The sequence below is a fragment of the Micromonospora sp. DT231 genome (assembly GCF_049847025.1).
Taxonomy (GTDB): Bacteria; Actinomycetota; Actinomycetes; order Mycobacteriales; family Micromonosporaceae; genus Micromonospora.
In genome coordinates this window covers 469-1,280 of sequence record NZ_JBNCNO010000037.1, presented here as the reverse complement: position 1 = coordinate 1,280, position 812 = coordinate 469, and the positions used below count along the sequence as shown (strand labels likewise).

1 pseudogene is annotated in these 812 nt (G+C 75.6%); it reads left to right on the top strand.

The features are described 5' to 3' along the window. A pseudogene (locus ACPXBU_RS34800) lies at positions 1 to 812 on the top strand (hypothetical protein); the annotation flags it as partial.

The following is an 812-nucleotide window of genomic DNA, read 5'->3' as shown; positions in this document are numbered from 1 at the left end:
TCACGGTCGCCACCACGGAAGCCACCCTCGCGGGGGCCGCTGGAACGGGCGCCGTCCCGGTCGCCACCGCGGAAACCGCCTTCGCGACGGTCGCCGCCGCGGAAACCACCCTCACGGTCGCCACCACGGAAGCCACCCTCGCGGGGGCCGCTGGAACGGGCGCCGTCCCGGTCGCCACCGCGGAAACCACCTTCGCGGTCGCCACCACGGAAGCCACCCTCACGCGGGGCACCCGTGCGGGAGCCATCCCGGTAACCACCCTCACGACGGTCACCGCCCCGGAAGCCGCCGCCCTCGCGGGGCGCGCCAGGTCGGGATCCCTCGCGGAAGCCACCCTCGCGACGCTCGCCGCCGCGGAAGCCACCCTCGCGCTCGCCACCACGGAAGCCACCCTCACGGGAGGGGCCGGAACGGGTGCGATCGCCACCCTGATAGCCGCCCTCACGGCGGTCGCCGCCACGGAAGCCACCCTCGCGCGGGGCACCCGAACGCGAACCGTCACGGTCGCCACCACGGTAGCCACCCTCACGCGGGGCGCTGGAACGCGAACCATCGCGGTCGCCACCACGGAAACCGCCTTCGCGACGGTCGCCGCCGCGGAAGCCACCCTCGCGGTCGCCGCCCCGGAAACCGCCCTCACGCGGGGCACCCGAGCGCGAACCATCGCGGTCACCACCACGGAAACCACCCTCGCGACGGTCGCCGCCGCGGAAACCACCCTCGCGGTCCCCGCCCCGGAAGCCACCCTCGCGCGGGGCACCCGAACGCGAACCGTCACGGTCGCCACCACGGTAGCCACCCTCACGCGGGGC